This is a genomic window from Streptococcus sp. GMD6S (genome assembly GCF_000297015.1).
Genome location: NZ_AJRH01000375.1, coordinates 1 through 569 on the forward strand (window position 1 = coordinate 1; position 569 = coordinate 569).

Sequence of the window (569 nt, forward strand, 5' to 3'; positions counted from 1 at the left end):
GAACATTGCTTGGGTATTATGTTTCATAACTCTTAATAACGCAACATTCAAAGAATCAATTCTACTATCATTTAGACGATTACAAATTTTATAAAATTCATCAATGACAAAAAAATCTATATTGGGAAGATTTGGAAATTCTAACACTCGTTCAGCTGTTAAAATAAAAATATTTTTCTCAAGAACTATTTGACGAGTATTAATTATTAAATTATAATCTCCTTTATACTTTGATAGTTTTTTTCTTGTTTCATCAATTAATGCAAGAGTTGGTTGTATAATTAAGATATTACAGAATTGTTTTCTTGCTACAATCTCTTCGATAAGTAAGCTTTTTCCAAAACTAGTTGGCGCGCTTACAGCTATATTATTTCCATTGGATAAAGCTATTTCTATTTCTTTTTGCTGTTGATGAAAATATATATTTGGAAGATAATCAGATTTAAAAAATTCTGTTTTTATTTGATCCTGAAGTGACAGAGTTAATTGCTCTTCTTGACAAACTTTTTCAATATAATACGGATAAAATCCTGCTCTTCCAATCAAATCAATCCACATTTCTTTTGCGT

At 27.2% G+C, this 569-nt stretch carries 1 protein-coding gene; it reads right to left on the reverse strand.

Features of this window, described 5'->3' with window-relative positions:
* The coding region (locus GMD6S_RS11785) for a DEAD/DEAH box helicase (protein WP_237739133.1) at nt 1-558 on the reverse strand (558 nt) is incomplete at its 3' end.
* Nucleotides 559-569: the final 11 nt, after the last annotated feature.